The following is a 17,680-nucleotide window of genomic DNA, read 5'->3' as shown; positions in this document are numbered from 1 at the left end:
ATTCTGAACAGCTATTTCAGTTTTAGACTCTCAGATCAAGTGGTAATTTGGCCTAAACGCTTCAATGTACTGTAGACCGCTGACTCGAATTCGATGAAGCCCAAGTATGAAGCTGTATCTTGGAATGGGAATATTTGAGAAGCCCAAAATCCACCAATGCCGTTCTTACGGTCGATCCAGTAGAACAGGTTGGCTAGACCAGACCACATCAATTGGCCTGCTGGACGACCTGTAGGGGTAGGATCTTCGTTTACCTGGAATGTATAGGACCACGATTTTTGCACGCCAGGATAGAACTCACCGTCATTAGCTAGCGATGGATCGGACGAGATCCAGCCGCCGCTCTTCAATGCGCCAAGCCCGTTCTGAGCCATTTGCGCGACCGTTTCTGGTTTGATTACGCCCGCACCGTCATTCAGGATCATCCGGATAAATTTCATATACTCACCAATGCTGGCATACAAACCATGTCCTCCCATGTCCATTTCAGGAGATTGCGGCAGGATGAGATCAGGCAGTGGTGTGATATTACCGTCTTTTGCGCGACTGTGGATGGTTGCGCGGCGTTCCATCATCGACGGCGTTAGCGTGAATCCGATGTCGGTCATACCTAGAGGAGCAAAAAGATGCTCGGCCATTACTTCACCCAGTCGCTTGCCGCGTACGGCTTCGACAACTTTGCCAACCCAGTCGATGTTGACGCCATAGTTCCATCGTTCGCCTGGCTCAAATAGCAGCACACTCTTAATCGAGTCAAAGGTACTAGTGAGGATGGAAGGTATTCCTTTTTGCTCGCGATATCTGCGATCCTCATGACTGAAGAACTCGTAACCGAAGCCAGCCGTGTGGAGCATCAGCATGTTGATCGTAATGTCGGTTTTAGGTTCTCTTAATTTAGGCTGCCCGTCTGCGTCAAACCCCTCAAGAACCTTAATCTCGGCAATCTCAGGAACATACTTTTTGACTGGATCGTCGAGACTGACTTTTCCTTCCTCGACCAATTGCATCAATACTGTGCCGGTGATGGCTTTAGTGGTCGAGAAAAGAGCAAACACTGTGTCGGTGGTCATCGGCGTTTCCTTTCCGAGTTCTCGCACCCCGGCTGCACCTTCGTAGATGTTGCCCTCGCGATCAGTTATCATTGCAACCACTCCTGGTACGCCTCCAGCCCTGCCTACAGCTTTATCCAAAACTTTGTCAAGAACATCCTTGAGAGCATTCTTGATTGCTTGCCTCGTCATATTTTCGTCATCCCCCTCATAAGCTCTATTAATTTTATAATTTTCTATTTTTTAAGAATATTGATTTTTTTCAAACTAAATGTATCATGCCAGGCAGGGCTTGTCAAATTATTTTGTACTGTCCTTTTGTAAACTTCGCCTGCGGCAATTATATCCGGTTCAAGGGAGTAATGATATGCCTTTCATATTAAGCAGGATTTTTCTATGGATTATAGAATATATGTAAGAAAAGGAGGTGTAGACCTGGTTGCTAAAATTGTTGTCGTGTACTGGCCGATGGAAGGAATGGTGCACGACAGATGCCGTCGCTGACAGCGATCTACGGGTTGTCTTTCACAGCAGGTGAGACATTGGGCTTCCCTTCCTGATGGAACCCAGGTGTTTCCTGAGCGGCAAGCGGTGTTTTCTGGTTCCATCGCGATGAGTCGATTTTTATAGATTTTAGTAACCAGGAAAAAATTATGGATGAAATTCGCTACCCGATTGGTAAATTTCAAGCACCGGCTGCGTTTTGCGAAGAAGATGCGAAACAGTGGATTTCTGATATTCGCCAAATACCAGTAAAATTGCGGGAGGCGGTCAGCGGATTAAATGAAGAACAGCTGAACACGCCGTATCGAGATGGTGGGTGGACGGTTGCACAAGTTGTCCATCACATCGCCGATGCAAGCATGAACGCGTTTTTACGCACAAAATGGACATTGACGGAAGATGTTCCTTCGATTAAACCGTTTGAGGAAAATGATTGGGCAAAGACGACAGAAGCTCGTTCACTACATATCGAGCCATCGCTGCAATTGCTCGAAGGCCTTCACGAGCGGTGGGCGCATCTGCTAGAGTCGATGAGCAGCGATGATTTTCAGCGGAATTTTTATCATGAAGGTACAAAAGAGAACGTCCCTTTATATGTGTTAATCGCCATGCACGCATGGCACGGCAAACATCATACGGCGCAAATTGCTTCGTTGCGACAACGCAAAGGATGGAACTAAAAGCTGCCTAGACGGGCAGCTTTTTTATCTCATTATAAGAGGGGAAACTTATGCTTGAAATTGCTGCGCCGCCTTATTAACAGAAGGAGAAGCAATATATCAGATTGGTCAATGTTATCCTAGCAAGCAGGATATGGCTTATTTGATAAGGAGATATATTGGGGGAAATTGGCTTTATGAATGATAGCGAAAAAATAAGCTGAACATATTTTTATAAATTTCCAATAAGCTTTTTACATAAAAAATTTATCTATTTATGTTACACTAAACTGTATTGAGTGTTCGGTTTAAAATGAATGATTGGAGGGAGTTTGCGGTGGGGGAACCACAAAGTCAAAACATCATAGATGCGACGAAGGAAAAAATTTGGACAAAAGATTTTATACTTATTTGTTTAGCTAATTTTTTTGTTTTTCTTGGATTTCAAATGACATTGCCGACGATTCCGCTGTTTGTCGAGCATCTTGGCGGCAATGACCAGCTGATCGGTTTAGTGGTCGGGATTTTCACATTTGCGGCATTAATGGTGCGGCCGTTTGCCGGGCATGCGTTAGAAACAAAGGGGCGGCGTTTTGTATTTTTGCTAGGGCTTGCGATCTTTGTCCTTTCGGTCGGATCATACAGCTTTATCGCGAGCATTTTTTTGTTGTTTATGATGAGGGTTATTCAAGGCATTGGGTGGGGGTTTTCGACTACTGCCTCCGGAACGATTGCCACGGACATTATCCCTGCCAGCCGGAGAGGCGAAGGAATGGGGTATTATGGACTATCAGGGAATTTAGCACTTGCTTTTGGGCCATCTATGGGGTTATTGCTCGCCGGAATGTTGTCATTCCGCCATCTTTTTTTGATTTGTGCCGTTTTAGGTTTGGCGTCACTATTGTTTGCTTCGAATATTACATATAAAAAAATCGGACAGCCGCAAGCGCAAGCGCGTAATAAGTGGGATATTTATGAAAAAAGCGCGCTAGAGCCTTCAATTTTGCTATTTTTCCTTACGGTGACATTTGGAGGAATTGCCTCATTTCTGCCACTATATACTGCACAAAAAGGAATTTCAGGAATTCAATGGTATTTCTTGCTATATGCGCTTGCGTTAATGGTAACAAGAACGTTTGCCGGCCGGTTGTATGATAGAAAAGGCCATCAGGCGGTGTTTATACCAGGTGCTGCACTGATTTTCATTGCAATGTTATTGTTGGCTTGGCTGCCAAGCAATGCGATTTTGTTTATCGCAGCGATTCTTTACGGGCTAGGGTTTGGAACGGTGCAGCCAGCACTGCAAGCATGGTCTGTGGAAAAAGCGGCAAAAAACCGAAAAGGAATGGCAAATGCGACCTTTTTCGCCTTTTTCGATTTAGGGGTCGGAGTAGGAGCGATGGTTTTTGGGCAAATTGGCCATTGGTTCGGTTACTCTAGCATTTATATAACTGCCGCACTATCCGTGTTGATTTCTATTAGCTTTTACTTATATATTTTGCATAAACAAAAAAACGCTTAGGACTGTATGACAGTCCTAAGCGTTTTTTTGTTTAGAAAATGGAACCATTTAGCTATCTGCGCGAATGCACTTCATAAATGGCAAATTTTAAATAGTCGCCTTCATCGGCAGCAAGCAGCTTTGGATGATCGTAGCCGGCGCCGCTCCAGTACACTTGCCGCAAAATTTTCTTCGCATCAAACGCCGCTTCTTCGATCATCGCTTGGAACAAATCAGCGTGAACATGGTACGAACAGCTCGCTGTGACGAAAAAGCCGCCATCTTTGACAAGCTTTAAGCCGTTTAAGTTAATGTCTTTATAGCCGCGCAGCGCTTTCGGAACGGCTTGAGCTGATTTCGCAAACGCTGGCGGGTCAATGATGACAACGCCCCATTTCTTTCCATCGCGAACCGCTTCGCGCAAATAATCGAATGCATTGGCGACGACAAAATCGACGTTGGTAAAGCCATTGAGTGCGGCGTTGCGTTTTGCTGTTTCAATGGCGTGTTCGGAAATATCGACCGCAGTGACGTGTTTCGCACCATATAAGCACGCATTGAGCATAAACGAGCCAGTATGGGTAAAACAGTCGAGCACTGTTGTATCGCTGTTAATGAGCGGTTTAATCGCCGCTCGGTTTTGTCTTTGGTCGAAGAAAAATCCCGTCTTTTGCCCGTTTTCAATGTCGACGATATATTTGACGCCGTTTTCTTCAATCAGCACTTCCGTTTCCGACTGGCCATACCAAAAGCCTTTTCTTGCTCTAGCCCTTCTAGCTCGCGGACATACACGTCATTGCGCAAATAAATCGCTTTTGGCTTAAATACTTCAAGCAAACCGCGCAAAATCCAGTCTTTCCGTTTTTCCATCCCGAGGGAAAGAATTTGAACGACAAGCACGTCTTCGTATTTATCGACGATCAGCCCCGGTAAAAAGTCAGCTTCACCGTAAATAGCGCGGCATGAGCGAACGCCGGGAATCATTCGCTCACGATACTCCCATGCTTTGCGGATTCGGTCGACAAAAAATTGTTCATTTAGCTCTTCATCAGGATTTTGCGTCAAAACGCGCACAATGATTTGCGATTTCGGGTTAATATAGCCCTTTGCCAAAAAGTAGCGTTGATGATTATATACGTCCACAAAATCGCCTGGTTCAAAGTCTCCTTCAATATAATCGACTTCGCTTTGGAAAATCCATGGATGTCCTTGTTCCAGCCGTTTTTTTCGCTTTCGTTTTAAAAATACGTTTGCCACGTTCTCCACTCCATTATGATATAGTCGTTTGCTTTTTCTATGATACAGAATTGCGGACAAAGACGCAACGCAGGCAAGTTTGTCGACATTTGGCAGGACTATTTTCTTCTAAACAGAATAACGATAAGCATAGATGAAAAGAAAAGAGGGATTGTGATGATTATCGCAACGACGGACTATGTACCAGGAAAACAAATAAAAGAGTATATCGGATTTGTACAAGGAAATACGGTACAGTCAAAACATATCGGCAAAGACATTATGGCTGGTCTGAAAACGATTGTCGGCGGAGAAATCAAGGCGTATACCGAAATGATGGACGAAGCGAGAAAAATTGCGATTGGACGCATGATAAACGAGGCGAAACGCCAAGGAGCAAATGCGGTAATCGGCGTAAGAGTCGCTACAGCGGCAATTATGGCGAATACGTCGGAAATCTTGGCATACGGTACAGCAGTCATCGTGGAATAGTAAAAAAAGGGTTGACAATGATATTTACCGTGATATGATAAATTTAAACAAGGGAAAATTTTTTATATTGGACGCAATCCACTAGGGGGGCCTTTAGAAAGGCTGAGATCAAAGTGTGCCTTTGAGACCCTTAGAACCTGATCTGGGTAATACCAGCGTAGGGAAGTGGAGTGGCGCAGTCGTGGGTTTTTCTGTGTTTTTTCGACGACTATGTGTGCAACACCACTTTCTTTACGCATCGTAAAGGAAGTGGTGTTTATTTTTTATAAAAAGAGGGGGAGAGATAAAGATGTCATTTGCGATGGAATTGCGGAAAAAGGCCGATCCGATCTGGCAGGCAAGCTTTCGCCATCCTTTTGTGAGAGAGTTAGGGGAAGGAACGCTAGACCTTACTCGTTTTCGCTATTATGTGATGCAAGATGAGTATTATTTGCGCCATTTTGCGAGAGTCCAGGCAATTGGGGCAGCGAAGTCTCCAGATGCAAAGACAATCGCGAGCATGGCGCATCATGCCCAAAGCACATGTGAAGCAGAATTATCTTTGCATGAAACGTTTTCCGAGCTGCTTGGGATCACGGAGGAAGAAAAAGCGTCATTTATTCCGGCGCCGACCGCATACGCGTATACGTCGCATATGTACCGGGCTGCGTACGAAGGGCATTTAGGTGATGTGATTGCAGCGATTTTGCCGTGCTACTGGCTTTATTATGAGATTGGTGAGCGGCTAAAGGACTGCAAGCCGAAAGAGCCGATCTATCAGAAATGGATTGGAACATATAGCTCCGAATGGTTTCGCAGCTTAGTAGAAGAACAAATCGCCCGTTTGGATGCGATTGCGGAAGCAGTCACCGAATCCGATCGCAAACGGATGGAACAGCATTTTCTTATTAGCAGTGAATATGAATACGAATTTTGGGAGATGGCATATCGCTTAGAAACATGGCCATCAGCAAGAAAGGAGATCAAAGAACATGTCAGCAACTAAAGGGTTGAAGCTCGTTGATATTTTAACGACAATCGTGATTTCTGTCGTTTTTGGGATCATTTATAAAATTTGGGGACCTCTCTATTACTTTGTTAAGCCATTTGGGTTTCATGTTGATCAATTGATTTACGGCATGTGGTTTATCGCCGCCTCGGTGGCATATTTGCTGATCCGCAAGCCAGGTGTTGCGCTGTTAGCGGAAATTGCTGCTTCTTCTGGAGAATTTATTATGGGCTCAGAGTGGGGGCTAGAGGTGCTTATTTACGGAGTCGTTCAAGGGCTTTTGGCGGAAGTGGTGTTTGCCGCGTTCCGTTATAAACGGTTTGACGCATTGGTCGTGTCGTTAGGGGCGATTGGTGCGACGATTGGCTCGCTTGTGATGGATTTTTATAAAGGGTATATTGAATCGCTGGCTCCTTGGAACTTGGCATTATTCCTTATTGCCCGTTTTATTGGCGCAGTGGTGATTGCCGGTGTTTTTGCCGTTTCTTTAGTAAAAGCGTTAGAAAAAACTGGTGTGACGCAAATGTTGCGCCCGGCTTCGAAAGAAGATTACGATGCGCTTGATCGTTAAAAAAGGTGGCGTGTGAACCGATGAAACCGATAGCATCTGTTGAACGGCTGCGCTTGAAATTTCCTGGAAAAGATACATTGTTATTTAAAGATTTATCGATCACGTTTTACGAAGGAGAAAAAGTGTTGTTGCTCGGTCCATCCGGATGCGGAAAATCAACATTGTTGCAAGTGCTGTCGGGCTTGATTCCGCATTCGATCGATATTCCGATGAAAGCAGAGCGAGTGCAGCTTCCCGATAATTGGGGCTACGTCTTCCAAGATCCCGATTCGCAATTTTGCATGCCGTTTGTCGATGAAGAAATCGCCTTTGCGCTCGAAAATATCGGTGTGCCGCGCGAAGAGATGAAAGAGCGGATCGAGAAGCTGCTAGAGACAGTTGGTCTTTTTGTAGAGCCGCATACCGATATTCATACACTATCGGGAGGAATGAAGCAACGGCTCGCCCTTGCTTCCGTATTGGCGTTAGATCCAGATGTACTGTTTTTGGATGAACCAACGGCAATGATTGATGAAGAAGGAACGGAAGCGATTTGGCGGACGGTGAAACAAATTGCCCATGATAAAACGGTCATCATTGTCGAACATAAAATCGATCATATACTCGATTTTGTCGATCGGATTATTTTATTTAATGATAACGGCGAGATCATTGCTGATGATAAAGCGCAAACGGTGTTTTCCGATTACAAAGATATCATTGCTTCACAAGGAATTTGGTATCCCGGTGTATGGGATGAATATATAGCGAAGCGGCAACGCCAGCGAGTGAATGTTCGCCAAGAGGAAATTATCCGCCTTCGCGAGTTCCAAGGCTATCGCCTGCGCGATGTCAAAATACGCGTGGAAGAAGCGACCGTATGCGCAGGAGAATGGATTGCCATTACCGGCAAAAACGGCGCTGGGAAAAGTACGCTCTTGCACGCGCTGATGAAGCTCATTCGCACAGACGGGACGTATGAGTTATACGGAAAAGACAGCAAGCAGTTAAAACAGCTTCATCGTTTGATTGCATTTGTCTTCCAAAATCCGGAATTTCAGTTTGTTACTAATTCTGTACGAGAGGAGATTGCTTATTCGCTTCGTTTAGAAAAACGAGAAGAAGCGGAAATTACGGAAACGGTCGAACAATTGCTGCAGAGATTCCACCTTCGAAAACAGCAAAATCAGCATCCATACCAACTTTCCATGGGACAAAAGCGTCGTTTAAGTGTGGCTGCATCGATCGTAAGCGGACAGCAAATTTTCCTGCTCGATGAACCAACGTTTGGGCAAGATGCAAAAAATACGTTTGCGCTGCTTGAGTTATTGGAATCGTATCGCGAGCAAGGAGCAACGATTATGATGGTCACCCATGATGAGAACATTGTCAAATATTTTGCCACAAGAAGATGGGTGATTGAAGACGGGCAGCTGTTGAAAGATGAACGGATTTCTCCTCATCCATCCAAAGCGGCTGTGCTGTCCGTGTAGGGAGGTATAGATGATGAAATGGAACATTCATTATCGAGAAACATGGCTGCATCATACGAATCCGAGCTTAAAACTTATGGTGCTCATTTTGTTGTTTATCGTTGTTTTATTCGTACACAACCCAAATGTTTTAATCAATTTTTCGTTCGGTCTTCTCTTGTTATTTATGCTGTATACCGGCTATCCATGGAAGTTTTTGCTGCTATTGTTTTTGCCGTTTTTTCTTGTATTTGTGTCGACCGCGTCATCGATGATTTTGTTTGGTGAAGGTTCGACGACATGGTTTCGCTGGGGGCTTATCCATGTGACGGAAGAAAGCTTTTTGCGCGGAATGCATCTTGGATTTCGAGCGCTTTCGTTCGCGCTCCTTGGGCTTTTGTTTTCCCTAACGACAAGACCGGTCCGCTTATTTTATTCGCTGATGCAGCAGTTAAAATTAAAGCCAAAATACGCTTACAGCTTTTTAGCAGGCGTTCGCTTAATTCCGATTATGATCGAGGAATTTCAAACTGTAAGAAACGCGTTAAAAGTACGAGGGGTTGTCCATAACGGATTGTTCGAAAAAATGAAGCGGTATGCGATTCCGCTTTTATCACAAAGCATCCGCCGTGCCCAGCGCATCGCTGTTGCGATGGAAGCAAAGCGTTTTTCCAACAGCGCAGAGCGAACGTTTTATTATGAAATCGGGTTTAGCAAATATGATATTGTGCTTGTTGCTGTTTTTATCATAGTGACGGCAGCGGCTTATTACGCCGGGATTTATTATCCGTACATTCCGGTGGAAGATGTGCGGTAGAAAGCAAGGGATCAGAATGGAAAGACAACTTCATATCATTTCAACAGGAAAACAGCCTTTAGACCAGTTCGTTGCGATTTGCGCCCGCGTTCATCCATATGTAGACGCGATTCATGTGCGGGAAAAAATGAAAACAGCAAGGGAAATTTCCGAGTTTCTTACAGCGTTAATCAAGCAAGGAGTGCCGCCTAGAAAAATCATCGTGAACGACCGAATTGATGTGGCGGTGGTTTTTGGAGTAAAAGGAGTCCAGCTTGCGCACCATAGTTTGTCTGTGCGGAAAGTAAAACATCATTTTCCTTCGTTGTCTATCGGTTGTTCGGTTCATTCGATCGCTGAAGCGATGGAAGCGGAAGAAAGCGGTGCTGATTATTGTATATACGGCCACGTTTTTGCTACTGGAAGCAAAGTAGGGGTACCGCCGCGCGGAATAGAATCATTGCGAAGTGTCGTCAATCACGTGAATATTCCTGTTATCGCGATTGGCGGCATCCATTCCAATAATGCAGAACAAGTACTGAAAGCTGGTGCGCACGGGATTGCCGTCATGTCAGCAGTATTTTTTGCTGAAGATCCTGTTGGCGAAGCAAAGAAACTTAAAAAAATTATAGAGAAAATGGCATGAACGAGGAAGAAATCGTTAGCAGAAAAGGGAAGAGGGGATTTAAATGGAACGTTACCATTACGACGTTGTGATTGTCGGCGGCGGAATTATTGGCGCTTCTATTGCTTTTCAGCTGGCGAAACGTCATTTTCGCGTCGGTGTGCTTGAAAAAGGGCGGATTGCGAGCCAATCATCAAGCGCGGCGGCAGGAATGCTTGGAGCGCAGTCTGAATTTTCCGAAGAGAGTCCGCTTATTCCTCTCGCTCTCAAAAGCAGGGAGATGGTTCCTGAACTTGCGAAGGAATTAAAGGAACTCACCGGAATCGACATTGGGCTTGTACAGAAAGGCATGTTGAAAGTGGCGGTGACCGAGGAAGAAGCGGCGGCCCTCCGTCGCCATTACGAATTTTGGCAGCATACCGATTATCCAGTACGCTGGCTGTCGATGGATGAGGCAGCGGAAATAGAGCCGAATGTTTCCCGCGATTTAGCGGGCGCGATGTACATCCCATCAGACGGACAAGTGAGCGCTTCTGATTTCGCTGCCGCTTTTGCGAATGCCTCGATTGCCTATGGAGCAAAGTGGCATGAGTATACGGAAGTCATCGATTTACAACAAGCAAATCATTCATACATGATTCGCACCAATCATGGAACGATCGCAGCCGATGTTGTGGTTATTGCGGCAGGAGCATGGTCTTCGCGTGTTCTTGCCAAAACGGGCATATCGTTGCCGATGTATCCAGTCAAAGGGGAATGTCTTCTTGTAAAAACAGAAAAACCGTTAATTCAAGCGACCTTATTTGCGAAAAACGGTTGTTATATCGTTCCAAAACGAGGAAATCGCCTGTTGATAGGGGCAACTTCGACACCGCACACATTTGACCGAAAAGTATCGATTCATGGAATCATGAGTTTGCTTGAACGTGCGCATCATCTTCTTCCAGAAATGAAAAATGCGGAATGGGAAAAAGCGTGGAGCGGCATCCGTCCGCAAACGAGCGATGGCTTGCCATACATAGGGGAGCATCCGTGCTATCCGAATGTATGGATCGCGACAGGTCATTACCGGAACGGAATTTTGTTAAGTCCGATCACCGGCGTATTATTAGCCGATCTCATTGAAGGAAAAGGAAGCGAGGTCGACCTTGCTCCATTTTCACTTACAAGACATCAAGCAAAGGTGGGGAAGTGATGGAACTCATTATTAACGGCGAATCGATTCATGTTCCAGATGAAGTGAAAACGGTTAGCGATTTGCTTGCCCATTTTCAGTTAAACAATAAAATTGCGATTGTCGAAGTAAATTTAACGATTATCCCAAAACAGCAATATGAAACAACAACATTATGTAATGGCGATAAAGTAGAAATCGTTCATTTTGTAGGAGGCGGTTGATATGTTAAAAATCGGGCCATATGAATTTCAATCAAGATTGTTGCTAGGAACAGGAAAATATCCAGACTTGGAAGTACAAAAGCAAGCAGTGGAAGTGTCAGGTGCGGAAATTTTAACGTTTGCTGTTCGACGCATGAACATTTTTGAACCAAACCAGCCTAATTTTTTGGAAAATTTAGATCTTACAAAATATAAACTTCTTCCAAATACAGCGGGGGCGAAAACGGCGGAGGAAGCAGTGCGAATCGCTCGGCTCGCCAAAGCGTCGGGATTATGTGATATGATAAAAGTAGAAGTGATCGGCTGTGAGAAAACATTGCTTCCAGACCCAGTGGAGACGTTAAAGGCAACAGAGATATTGTTGGAAGAAGGATTTATCGTTCTTCCATATACTTCTGATGATGTTGTGCTCGCAAAACGTCTGCAAGAGCTTGGCTGTCATGCGGTTATGCCGGGGGCTTCGCCGATCGGTTCCGGACAAGGCATTGTCAATCCGTTAAACTTAAGCTTAATTATTGAACAGGCAACTGTCCCGGTGATTGTTGATGCTGGAATTGGCAGCCCGGCGGACGCGGCGTTTGCAATGGAGCTAGGGGCTGATGGTGTGTTGTTAAACACTGCTGTTTCTGGTGCAGCCGATCCGGTTAAAATGGCAAAAGCGATGAAACTTGCTGTGGAAGCCGGACGTCTTGGCTATGAGGCAGGCAGAATTCCTAAAAAACGGTACGCAACAGCAAGCAGTCCAATGGAAGGAATGAGTGTTGTTTGATTGAACGGTATTCTCGACAAGAGTTATTTGCGCCAATTGGCGCAGAAGGACAAAAAAGATTATGCGGAAACATGTGCTCATTATTGGTGCGGGTGCGCTAGGAACAGGAAATGCAGAGGCGCTTGTGCGGGCAGGCGTTGGCAAAGTCACCATTGTTGACCGCGATTATGTCGAATGGAGCAATTTGCAACGTCAGCAATTATATAGCGAAGCGGACGCAAAAGAATGTATCCCAAAAGCAATTGCTGCAAAGCGGCGGCTTGAAGAGGTAAATTCTGATGTCGCAATTGATGCCATCGTCGGCGATGTAACGGCACAAGAGCTTGAAGAGCTTATTGCAGAGCGAAAGCCCGACCTTTTGATTGATGCGACAGATAATTTTGATATACGTATGATTATTAACGATGCTGCGTATAAATATCGCATCCCGTGGATTCACGGCGCGTGTGTCGGAAGCTATGGCATTAGTTACGCGTTTATCCCAGGGAAGACCCCATGTTTTCACTGTCTGCTCGAAACGGTGCCAGTAGGCGGTTTGACATGTGATACAGCAGGAATTATCAGCCCTGCTGTGCAAATGGTCGTCGCCTATCAAGTAACGGAAGCATTAAAAATTCTTGTTGAAGATTGGGCGGCGCTGCGCAATAAACTTGTGTCGTTTGATTTATGGAAAAATCAGCATACGGCGATTCGCATTGATCAAGTGAAAAAAGAAGATTGCCCTACTTGCGGCACTCATCCATCGTATCCGTACCTTTCTTATGATCAACAGACAAAAACAGCGGTATTATGCGGACGAAATTCCGTACAAATTCGCCCGGCTGCGCCTCGAAACTACAACTTGCAAGAGCTGGCTGAATTATTTGTCAAACAAGGATTGCCCGTAGATGTCAACCCGTATCTTGTCTCTGTATCGCTTGGAGAGCGACGGCTTGTTGTCTTTCAAGACGGACGCGCGCTCATTCATGGGACAAAGGATATTCAAGAGGCAAAAACGATTTATTATCGCTATTTAGGCTAGGAGCTTCTATTATGAGAAGCTCTCTTTTTGTGTTTGTAGCTTTGCCAAAAGGATTGTCGATTAGCCTTTTTTATAATAGAGTAATAAGTATTACCTTTCTCACGAGAACATCCGCCGGAAGCCCACTGCTTTAGCTGTGGAAGGAAGGTGGGGTTTATATTTTCAGTATATATTGAATTTTTTCGTTCAATATAAGTACACTGGATTTAGAAAGGTAGGTGAATCAAGAATGCTCTGCACTCTCAAGATTAAATTAATGCCAACTCTTGAACAGTTTCATGCGCTGCTGGAAACAATGAAACGGTTTAACCAAGCATGCAACTATATTAGCGAGATTGCTTTTCGCTCCAGAACCTTTTCCAAAACGAAAATCCAGCGGCTTTGCTACTATGACGTCAGGGAAAAATTTGGCCTCTCTGCCCAAATGACCGTTCGTGCCATCGGCAAAGTGTCGGAAAGCTATCGTTTGGATAAAAAAACCTTGCATAACTTTAAAGAAACCGGTGCCATCGTGTATGATGAAAGAATCCTGTCCTTTAAAGGGTTAGAGTATGCTTCCATCCTTACCTTGCAAGGAAGAATGGAAATCCCTATGGTCATTAGCCGCTACCATCAAGGTTTGCTGTGCGGCAACCGTGTTCGGGGTCAAGCCGATTTAGTCCTTCAAAACGGTATTTTTTATTTACTGCTCGTGGTGGACGTTCCCGAAGGCCAGCCCAATTCCGAAAACGGATTTATCGGTGTGGACCTTGGCATCATTAATATCGCCGTTGATAGCACCGGTGAGGTATTTTCCGGCTCGAAGGTCAACGGGCTGCGCCGCCGCCATGCGAAACTTCGCGCCAAACTCCAAAAGAAAGGCACCAAGTCAGCGAAACGCCTGCTTAAAAAGCGTTCCAAGAAGGAAAAACTATTTGCCCGTGATGTGAACCACTGCATTAGCAAGAAGATTGTTGAAAAGGCAAAGGCACTCGGATGCGGCATTGCCCTTGAAGATTTAAAGGGCATCCGCCAACGCACCGAGAAAACGGTTAAAAAGCAACAGCGTCGTCAACACTCTTCTTGGTCTTTTTATCAGTTGAGAAAGTTTATTGAGTATAAAGCGGCGATCGCTGGCGTGCCGGTGGTATTGGTTCATCCAAAAAATACTTCCCGCACCTGTCCGGTTTGCGGACATGTGGCCAAAGAAAACAGACCGTCAAGGGATCAGTTTTGTTGTCGAGCTTGTGGGTACGCTGCCCCTGCCGACAACGTGGCTGCGGAAAACATCCGCAGGGCTGCTGTCAACCAGCCGAACGCGGCAGCCAATTAGGCTAGTTGCAAGCCCACGGCTTTAGCCGTTGGGTAGTTGACAATAAAATGCAAGGGGAAAAAATGGATTTGTCAAAAAGTTGTATAAAATGTCTTACGTATTGAGAAAATTATTGTGTTAACATAACAATGGGGATGATTATCGTTAGGAGGGGCATTTATGGAGGAATTATCCGTAACGTTAAACATTGCTTCATTGCTTGTGCTGATATATTTTATCGGTTCAATCATCATCGAGTCATAAAAAGCTGCAGGGATCATCCTGCAGTTTTATTATATTTTAGACGATAGGCGTTTTGCGAATAGGCTTTTTGTGAAAAATTTGATATAATGTAATAAATACAATGGATAATACTAAAATACTAACAAAGTACGTTTTTTTATTTAGGAGAGTGAAGATTCTTTGGGAGAGTTGCCTCTGAGTCTGTTAGGGTGGTTTTTTCTTTGTATCGTGTTAGTTGCCTTCTTTTCTTCGGTGGAAGCCGCATTTTCTTCAGCGAATAAAATTCGCTTGAAAAATTATGTGGAAGAAAATCACCGTGGCAGCAAGCGAGTAAATTACATTATGGAAAACTTAGATCGCGTCTTATTGACGGTGCTTGTTGCAAACAGAGTCACAAGTATTGTTGCCGTTGCGTTTTTAGCAGATATTGCGACAACGATGCTTGGGGAGCGTGCAGGTCTTATTGCTGCGATTATTGTCATGACCGTGCTTCTTTTAATCTTCGGTGAAATTTTGCCAAAATCGATTGCGAAAGAGCATGCGGAATCGCTATCGATTCGTTATGCCGGAATTGTTTACGCATTGATGAAACTGCTTTCACCCATCACGACATTATTTAACGCTGTAAAAGAGAGCGTAGCGAAACGGTTTACGAATGGAACGGTTGTTCCAGCAGTAACGGAAGAGGAAATTAAAGTGATGATTGATTTAAGTGAAGAAGAAGGCATTATTGACAACAAAGAAAAAGAATTAATTCACCGTTCGCTCGATTTTGATGAAATTTTAGTTGGAGAAATTTTTACGCCACGGTCAGATATGGTCGCTGTGGAAGTAAATCAGCCGATCGAAGCAATTCGAGATGTTTTTCTTGAAGAAAAGTACTCCCGTATACCGGTGTATGAGGAAGATATTGATAATGTGATTGGTATTTTATCTGAAAGGGACTTTTTTAGTGAGCTTGTACAACAAAAAGATATAAACATTCGCGCGTTATTACGCAAGCCGCTGTTTGTCGTGGAATCAATGAAAATTTCTGATTTGTTGCCGGAACTTCAAAAAAGCAGAGTGCATATGGCAATTGTCATTGATGAGTTTGGAGGAACAGCAGGATTAATTACGCTTGAAGACATTATTGAACAAATTGTTGGAGAAATATGGGATGAGCATGATGAAGCGGTAAAAAATATTCAACAAATCGATGAAAACAGTTATGAATTTAACGCTGAACTTCCGCTTGATGAATTTTGCGAAATAATGAAAATTGATGCACCGGAAAGCTCTTCCCATACGTTAGGCGGTTGGATATTTGAAATGTTTGAACGCGTGCCGAATGTCGGCGAAACGCTGCATTATGGTCCGCTTACTTTAACCGTACGACAAGTCGAAAATCGCAGAATTAGGAAAGTACTTGTTTCATTAAATGAGCCGCCGTTAGTGGAAAATATGTAAGGAGCGAGAAGCTCCGTTTTTTGTTTTGTCGTTTATACTCTTTTATTGACATCTTATACAAACTTTTTTATTATGACATATGTCGCTAAAAACCAATCGGAATGATGGAGGTTAAAAAAATATATGAAAAGATTTTTTCTCAAAAGTTTGCTTCTTTTGTTGACAGCTTCGATTTTGTTGTTGGCCGCATGCGGCAATCAGCAATCCAAGGAAAAGTCGGGCAAGCAAGAAACCGACTTGTTAGCGCAGGTGAAAAAATCGGGGAATTGCGCATTGGAACAGAGGGAACATATCCGCCGTTTACGTTTCATGATAAAAGCGGAAAGTTAACCGGTTTTGATGTGGATTTGGCAAGAGAAGTAGCGAAGCGTCTCGGCGTCAAGCCTGTGTTTATGGAAACACAGTGGGATGCGATGTTCGCGGGATTGGACGCAAAACGTTTTGACATGATTGCCAATGAAGTCGGAATCCGCCGGGACCGGCAAAAGAAATATGATTTTTCTGATCCGTACATTACTTCTATGGCGGTGTTAGTCGTTCATAAAGATAACAATAAAGTATCTAAATTTGAAGACATAAAAGGACTAAAAGCAGCGCAATCGATGACAAGCAACTATGCAGATTTAGCGCGGTCGTATGGCGCTCAAATTGTTGGTGTGGAAGGATTTAATCAAGCGGTTGAATTGTTAAGCTCCAAGAGGGTGGACGTTACCATTAACGATAATCTATCCGTTCTTGATTTCCTAAAACAAAAGCCGAACGCGCCAATTAAAATTGTGGCAAAGCATAAGGACGCTTCTCAAAGCGGATTTATGTTCCGCAAAGGCAGCGAAACGTTAGTGGAAGCTGTGAATAAAGCGTTAGAGGACATGAAAAAAGACGGCACATACGCAAAAATTTCCGAGAAATGGTTTGGTGAAGATGTATCTAAATAATGTGCTAGCAGACCCTGAACGGGTAGACCGATTAGTATCTATCGCGCAGAGTTCCCTTCTCCCGCTGGTGAAGGGGGCTTTGTATTATACGATTCCACTGACGATTATTACGTTTACTATTGGATTAATATTGGCGATTGCCACGGCATTGGCGCGCATTTCCGGAGTAAAAGTATTAGAAATTATCGCGAGAATATACGTATCCGCCATTCGCGGAACACCGCTTCTTGTCCAGTTGTTTATTATCTTTTACGGCCTGCCGAACATCGGCATTACGATTCCTTCGTTTCCTGCGGCGATCATTGGTTTTTCGTTAAACGTCGGCGCGTATGCTTCAGAGATTATTCGCGCCGCTATCTTATCGATTCCGAAAGGGCAGTGGGAAGCGGCGTATTCGTTAGGAATGACATCGGGGCAAGCGTTGCGCCGGGTAATATTTCCACAGGCAGCGCGTGTGTCGATTCCACCGTTGTCCAATACGTTTATCAGCTTAGTCAAAGATACATCGCTTGCATCGCTCATTCTCGTTTCGGAAATGTTTCGCAAAGCGCAAGAAATTGCCTCGACGAACTACGAATTCTTGTTGTTATATACTGAAGCGGCAATCATTTATTGGATTATTTGCTTTCTACTATCAATTGTGCAAAACCGAATCGAAGAGCGTTTAAATCGTTACATTGCACGATAGCGATAAGGAGATAC

At 44.3% G+C, this 17,680-nt stretch carries 15 protein-coding genes, 3 pseudogenes and 1 riboswitch; of the genes and pseudogenes, 16 read left to right on the top strand and 2 right to left on the bottom strand.

Annotated features, from left to right (window positions below; genetic code table 11):
- Positions 1-35: 35 nt before the first annotated feature.
- The gene (gene acmB / locus NXM86_RS14900; protein ID WP_062753961.1) at positions 36-1,241 is read right to left on the bottom strand and encodes a methyl acetate hydrolase AcmB; all 1,206 of its coding nucleotides are present in this window, start codon (positions 1,239-1,241) and stop codon (positions 36-38) included.
- 461 nt (positions 1,242-1,702) lie between these two features.
- Between acmB and NXM86_RS14895 the strand changes: the two genes are divergently transcribed.
- Both NXM86_RS14895 and NXM86_RS14890 read left to right on the top strand, forming a co-directional pair.
- Positions 1,703-2,233, top strand: a complete 531-nt coding sequence (locus NXM86_RS14895; RefSeq protein WP_062753959.1) for a YfiT family bacillithiol transferase — start codon at positions 1,703-1,705, stop codon at positions 2,231-2,233.
- A 292-nt stretch (positions 2,234-2,525) separates the two neighbouring features.
- Positions 2,526-3,734 (top strand): MFS transporter, encoded by a 1,209-nt coding sequence (locus NXM86_RS14890; RefSeq protein WP_081188662.1) that lies wholly within the window; start codon positions 2,526-2,528, stop codon positions 3,732-3,734.
- Between the two features lie 52 nt (positions 3,735-3,786).
- On the opposite strand, the pseudogene NXM86_RS14885 reads toward NXM86_RS14890, so the two are convergent.
- A pseudogene (locus NXM86_RS14885) lies at positions 3,787-4,970 on the bottom strand (class I SAM-dependent rRNA methyltransferase).
- A 156-nt stretch (positions 4,971-5,126) separates the two neighbouring features.
- Here NXM86_RS14885 and NXM86_RS14880 point away from each other — a divergent pair.
- The 14 genes and pseudogenes from NXM86_RS14880 to NXM86_RS14815 all read left to right on the top strand — a co-directional run bounded on the left by NXM86_RS14880 (position 5,127) and on the right by NXM86_RS14815 (position 17,666).
- On the top strand, positions 5,127-5,441 hold the full coding sequence (locus NXM86_RS14880) for a YbjQ family protein (RefSeq protein ID WP_062679180.1): 315 nt from the start codon (positions 5,127-5,129) through the stop codon (positions 5,439-5,441).
- 73 nt (positions 5,442-5,514) lie between these two features.
- A riboswitch (TPP riboswitch) is annotated at positions 5,515-5,622 on the top strand.
- Between the two features lie 108 nt (positions 5,623-5,730).
- A complete protein-coding gene (gene tenA / locus NXM86_RS14875; RefSeq protein WP_498958228.1) occupies positions 5,731-6,426 on the top strand; it encodes a thiaminase II in 696 nt (231 codons plus the stop codon).
- Complete coding sequence (locus NXM86_RS14870; RefSeq protein ID WP_089096894.1) at positions 6,413-7,000, top strand: ECF transporter S component; 588 nt, start codon at positions 6,413-6,415, stop codon at positions 6,998-7,000. The genes tenA and NXM86_RS14870 overlap by 14 nt, the downstream gene beginning before the upstream one ends.
- A 20-nt stretch (positions 7,001-7,020) precedes the next feature.
- On the top strand, positions 7,021-8,472 hold the full coding sequence (locus NXM86_RS14865; RefSeq protein ID WP_062679183.1) for an ABC transporter ATP-binding protein: 1,452 nt from the start codon (positions 7,021-7,023) through the stop codon (positions 8,470-8,472).
- Between the two features lie 13 nt (positions 8,473-8,485).
- Positions 8,486-9,268 (top strand): energy-coupling factor transporter transmembrane component T family protein, encoded by a 783-nt coding sequence (locus NXM86_RS14860; protein WP_062753951.1) that lies wholly within the window; start codon positions 8,486-8,488, stop codon positions 9,266-9,268.
- A gap of 16 nt (positions 9,269-9,284) precedes the next feature.
- Positions 9,285-9,893, top strand: a complete 609-nt coding sequence (gene tenI / locus NXM86_RS14855; RefSeq protein WP_089096896.1) for a thiazole tautomerase TenI — start codon at positions 9,285-9,287, stop codon at positions 9,891-9,893.
- Between the two features lie 43 nt (positions 9,894-9,936).
- Positions 9,937-11,067, top strand: a complete 1,131-nt coding sequence (gene thiO, locus NXM86_RS14850) for a glycine oxidase ThiO (RefSeq protein ID WP_089096897.1) — start codon at positions 9,937-9,939, stop codon at positions 11,065-11,067.
- On the top strand, positions 11,067-11,270 hold the full coding sequence (thiS, locus tag NXM86_RS14845) for a sulfur carrier protein ThiS (RefSeq protein WP_012749311.1): 204 nt from the start codon (positions 11,067-11,069) through the stop codon (positions 11,268-11,270). Before thiO ends, thiS begins: the two co-directional genes overlap by 1 nt.
- 1 nt (position 11,271) lies before the next feature.
- Entirely contained in the window at positions 11,272-12,039 is a 768-nt protein-coding gene (locus tag NXM86_RS14840; protein ID WP_012749312.1) for a thiazole synthase, read from the top strand.
- Positions 12,036-13,060, top strand: a pseudogene (locus tag NXM86_RS14835) (thiazole biosynthesis adenylyltransferase ThiF). The gene NXM86_RS14840 and the pseudogene NXM86_RS14835 overlap by 4 nt, the downstream one beginning before the upstream one ends.
- A 229-nt stretch (positions 13,061-13,289) precedes the next feature.
- Positions 13,290-14,372 (top strand): RNA-guided endonuclease InsQ/TnpB family protein, encoded by a 1,083-nt coding sequence (locus NXM86_RS14830; protein WP_015863580.1) that lies wholly within the window; start codon positions 13,290-13,292, stop codon positions 14,370-14,372.
- A 402-nt stretch (positions 14,373-14,774) separates the two neighbouring features.
- Entirely contained in the window at positions 14,775-16,043 is a 1,269-nt protein-coding gene (locus NXM86_RS14825) for a hemolysin family protein (RefSeq protein WP_012749314.1), read from the top strand.
- A gap of 123 nt (positions 16,044-16,166) precedes the next feature.
- Positions 16,167-16,978 (top strand): annotated as a pseudogene (locus NXM86_RS14820) (amino acid ABC transporter substrate-binding protein).
- Positions 16,965-17,666 carry an amino acid ABC transporter permease gene (locus tag NXM86_RS14815; RefSeq protein WP_081188653.1) on the top strand — a complete coding sequence of 234 codons (702 nt, stop codon included), beginning with the start codon at positions 16,965-16,967 and terminating at the stop codon, positions 17,664-17,666. The pseudogene NXM86_RS14820 and the gene NXM86_RS14815 overlap by 14 nt, the downstream one beginning before the upstream one ends.
- The last annotated feature ends 14 nt before the right edge of the window (positions 17,667-17,680 follow it).

This window comes from Geobacillus sp. CX412 (genome assembly GCF_027942335.1).
Classification (GTDB): domain Bacteria; phylum Bacillota; class Bacilli; order Bacillales; family Anoxybacillaceae; genus Parageobacillus_B; species Parageobacillus_B toebii.
Note: the sequence above shows the minus strand (reverse complement) of the source record. Positions and strands in the feature narration are given on the sequence as shown.